A 4,011-nucleotide genomic window follows, 5' to 3' on the forward strand; every position below is an offset into this window, starting at 1 on the left:
GGTCTATGACGTGGTTCAGATCGGCGTCGACCATCCGCAGCTCGACGCGAGGATTGCCGACCGCGTGGCGGGCATGTGGGCCGCCGGCATGGTCGAGGAGGTCCGGGCACTCACCGGCACGGGCCTGCGGGACGGTCCCACCGCATCCCGGGCGGTGGGCTACGCCCAGGTTCTCGCCTGGCTCGACGGCGCGCTCGATTCGGCCGAGTCGGCCCGGCTCGCGACAATTGCCGCGACGCGCCGATTAGCTCGCAGACAAAGGTCGTGGTTTCGGCGCGATCCTCGCATAATCTGGCTGGACCGTCCCGACGTCGAACAGGTGGCGGGCATGGTCGGCTCGGCCTGACGTGCGACGGGCCCGCGGCCCGTTCTTCCCGTCGTCTGGAGACATCTGTGACCGCGATCGAGTTGAACCTCGTCCCGGCCCTGTGTGCCGCGTTTGACGACGGGTCGTTACAACTGCACTACCAACCCGAGGTTGACCTGCGCAACGGGTCGGTTCCCGCGATGGAGGCGTTCCTGCGGTGGCAACATCCCGACCGGGGGCTGATGAGCCCGTCGCAGTTCATGCCGGTCGCCGAAGCCGCTGGCCTGTCCGAACAGGTCGGCCGCTGGGTGTTACGGACCGCTGTGGCTGAGGCACGGACATGGCACGAAATGGCTGCGGGAACCGCGATTCGCCCACCCCGACTGTGGGTGAACGTGACCGCCGACCAGCTGACCCGACCGAGCTTCGCGATCGAGGTGGAACAGCTCATGCACGGGCGTGCGCTGCCACCGGGAGCGCTCGGGCTGGAGTTCACCGAGCAGACCCTGGGCCTCGCGCGCGTCGGAGTGCCCCGGCTGCTGGCCCGGCTGCGCTCGTTCGGACCGGCCATAGGCGTCGACGGTTTCGGCACCTGGTACGCGTCTTTGTCCACCCTCGACGTCCTGCCGCTGGACATGGTGAAGATCGACGGCCGGTTCCTCCACGCGATGCAGCGAGACCTGGAGGGTGAGGCGGTGCTGGCCTCGATTATCACGTTGGCTCACCGGCGTCGGATGGTCGTAACCGCCGAAGGCGTCGACAGCGTGGTCACGGCGTCCCGGCTGGCCGCGATGCACTGTGACCGGGCAGCCGGCCGCCTGTTCTGCCCACCCGTCCCCACCGACGACGCCCGGATGATTGCTCTGGGCCGGGGCCGACCGAACCGGTGGCGCCAGCGCTCCCGACCGGCCGGCGCCGCCGCCGGCGGCGGCACGAGCCGCACGGCACCCACCCCCGCCGACCGCGCCACAGCCACCGGCACGATCCCGATGCCGACCCCGGCCGCTGTCAGCTGACCGGCACGCCCTCGCCCGGCGCAGCCCCGGCCGTCGGCAAAAAGCAGTCGCGACCTCTGACTGGACGTGGGACTCTGCGATAAAGGAGTTGCCGGCCGCGGACGGCCGCCGGGATCAGGCGGAGCGCACCGCCCCGCAGCCGCAGCCGGCTCGACCGGACGTGAGGCCGGCGCCCAGCAACACCAGGGATAAGCCCCACCAGAGAAGAGCGACATGACGTTTCCCGCCACCGATGGCCCCGACCACGACCACGACCGGCTTTTCAGCACCTCGAGTGAAGAGTTCTTCGACGCCTCCGGTGAAGGGCTCGACCTCGCCGACCGTTCCGCCCTGCGCCGAGTACCGGGCCTGGCGACCGAGCTCGACGACGTCACCGAGGTCGAGTACCGCCAGCTCCGCCTGGAAAGAGTGGTCCTCATCGGCGTGTGGACCTCGGGTACGGCCTGCGAGGCGGAGACCTCCATGGCCGAACTCGCGGCGCTGGCAACCACGGCCGGCTCGGTCATCCTGGACGCGCTCGTACAGCGTCGGAACACTCCCGACGCCGCGACATACGTCGGCTCCGGCAAGGCACGCGAACTGCGTGACGTCGTCACCGCCACCGGCGCCGACACGGTCATCTGCGACGGCGAGCTGACCCCCGGCCAACTGCGGCAGCTGGAGGATGTCGTCAAGGTCAAGGTCATCGACCGGACCGCACTGATCCTCGACATCTTCGCCCAGCACGCCACGTCCCGGGAGGGCAAGGCTCAGGTCGAGCTCGCTCAGCTGCAGTACATGTTGCCGCGGCTGCGGGGCTGGGGTGAGTCGATGTCACGATCCGGTGGCGGTATGGGGACCGGTGGTGGCATCGGCACCCGCGGCCCCGGCGAAACCAAGATCGAAACAGACCGGCGGCGCCTGCGCGCGCGCATGGCCAAACTTCGCCGCGAACTCGCCGGGATGAAGACCGTCCGGGCGACCAAACGGTCGTCGCGGCAGCGTAGCGGTGTCCCCGCAGTCACGATCACCGGTTACACCAACGCCGGCAAATCCTCGCTGCTCAACCGGCTGACCGGCGCCGGGGTACTGGTCGAGGACGCGCTGTTCGCCACCCTGGACCCGGCTGTGCGGCGGGCCACGCTTCCCGACGGCAGGACGTTCACCCTCGCCGACACCGTCGGCTTCGTCCGCCACCTGCCGCACCAGATCGTGGAGGCGTTCCGCTCCACCCTGGAGGAGGTCGCCGACGCCGACCTGCTGCTGCACGTGGTCGACGGTTCGCACCCCGACCCGATGTCACAGATCTCCGCGGTCCGCACGGTGGTCAACGACATCGACGCCGGGGACGTACCCGAGCTGGTGGTGGTGAACAAGATCGACGCCGCCGATCCGGACATGCTCGCCCGGTTGCGCCACAGCGTCCCCGACGCGGTCTTCGTGTCGGCCCGCACCGGGGACGGGCTTTCCACCCTGGTGGACGTGTTGACCGAGCGCGTTCCCCACCCCGACGTCGAGGTGTGCGTGCTGGTGCCGTTCACCCGTGGAGATCTGGTGTCACGGGTGTACGCCTCGGGGGAGGTCCTCGATCTCGAACACACGGCGACCGGTACGCTCCTGCGGGCACGCGTACCGGTCGGGCTTGCCTCCCAGCTCGCAGCCTTCCTCCTCGAGCCGGCCTGAGGCTTACAACTACGACTTACAACTACGCAGCCTGCTGGCCCACGCCATTGCGCCAGAACTCGACCAGCACCGCGGCGGTGGCCTTCGGGTTCTCGGTCGCCGGTGAGTGTGCCGCCCCAGCGATCACCTCATAGCGGGCGTCCAGGCGCGCCGCCATCTCCGCCTGCAGACGGGGTGGCCAGGCGTCGTCAGCGATCCCGTGTGCGACCAGTACGGGTACATCCGCGTCACCGACGGTGGCAGCAAGTTCGCTGACGCGATCGGGCTCGTCCAAGAGCTGTTCCCCCATGACCCGAAGGCCGACGTCACTGCTCGCGAAGAACCGGCGCTCGAGGAACTCAAGGCCAGCAGGTGGGTACACGGCGGTGTCCGCGACCCGGACAGCAGCCCACACCGCGTCCCGGCCGCTGCGGTTGTACACGACCCGCATCGCCCGCAACGCGATCCGCCGAGGACCGACGATCCCGGCGGGGCCGGAACTGAGCAGTACAAGGCTTGCCACACCCGACGGCCGTGCAATGACCGCGGCCCTTGCGACCAGCCCCCCGAAGGAATGACCGAGCAGATGCACCGGCCGACCGATCTCGTCGACCACCCGACCGACATGCCCGGCGAGAGCTTCGACGGTACATTCCCATTCCGGGTTGGTAGCGGGTGACTCGTACTGGCCGTGCTGGTCCACCGCGATCACGTCGAACCCGGCCTGCGCAAGACGAGGAATGATCAGTAGAAAGTCCTCCTTGCTTCCGGTGTAACCGGGCAGCAGGACCACCGGCGGGTCGACGGACGATCCGGCTCGCAGCACCGCCAGGCCCGCGCAGGTCGAGCGCTGTACCCCGGACGGCAATTCCGTCGACGTCGAGACCATTGCTAAGAACTCCCCCGCTCCCACACGGCGACCACGTACCCCACACCGTAAGGGGCGGCGACATACTCAGCACGAGACGCCCATGACCACGTGTGCGTGTCGCTCATGGTCGTGTCCTGGTCGTGCGTGGTGACGGCGAGGCTTGCACCGGCAAGCAC

General features: G+C 69.0%; 3 protein-coding genes and 1 pseudogene. 3 read left to right on the top strand and 1 reads right to left on the bottom strand.

The genetic code is table 11. The annotated features are described in order from the left end of the window. The 3 genes and pseudogenes from DD1DGNOD_RS21065 to hflX form a co-directional block, all read left to right on the top strand. A pseudogene (locus tag DD1DGNOD_RS21065) lies at positions 1 to 346 on the top strand (tRNA dimethylallyltransferase); the annotation flags it as partial. A gap of 47 nt (positions 347 to 393) precedes the next feature. Beyond that, positions 394 to 1,323: an EAL domain-containing protein gene (locus tag DD1DGNOD_RS21070; protein WP_131770896.1), complete on the top strand. Its 930-nt coding sequence runs from the start codon at positions 394 to 396 to the stop codon at positions 1,321 to 1,323. A 213-nt stretch (positions 1,324 to 1,536) separates the two neighbouring features. Further along, entirely contained in the window at positions 1,537 to 2,985 is a 1,449-nt protein-coding gene (hflX, locus tag DD1DGNOD_RS21075; RefSeq protein WP_241255881.1) for a GTPase HflX, read from the top strand. 22 nt (positions 2,986 to 3,007) lie between these two features. Here the strand turns inward: hflX and DD1DGNOD_RS21080 are convergent, their stop codons facing one another. Then, positions 3,008 to 3,853, bottom strand: a complete 846-nt coding sequence (locus DD1DGNOD_RS21080) for an alpha/beta fold hydrolase (RefSeq protein ID WP_131770897.1) — start codon at positions 3,851 to 3,853, stop codon at positions 3,008 to 3,010. Between the last annotated feature and the right edge of the window lie 158 nt (positions 3,854 to 4,011).

The organism is Candidatus Protofrankia californiensis (assembly GCF_900634765.1).
In the GTDB taxonomy this organism is placed as follows: domain Bacteria; phylum Actinomycetota; class Actinomycetes; order Frankiales; family Frankiaceae; genus Protofrankia; species Protofrankia californiensis.

Bases quoted from the DNA above. Each gene is read 5' to 3' on its own strand.
- hflX (WP_241255881.1), top strand. From the start codon at position 1,537: ATGACGTTTCCCGCCACCGATGGCCCCGACCACGACCACGACCGGCTT.
- DD1DGNOD_RS21080 (WP_131770897.1), bottom strand. From the start codon at position 3,853: ATGGTCTCGACGTCGACGGAATTGCCGTCCGGGGTACAGCGCTCGACC.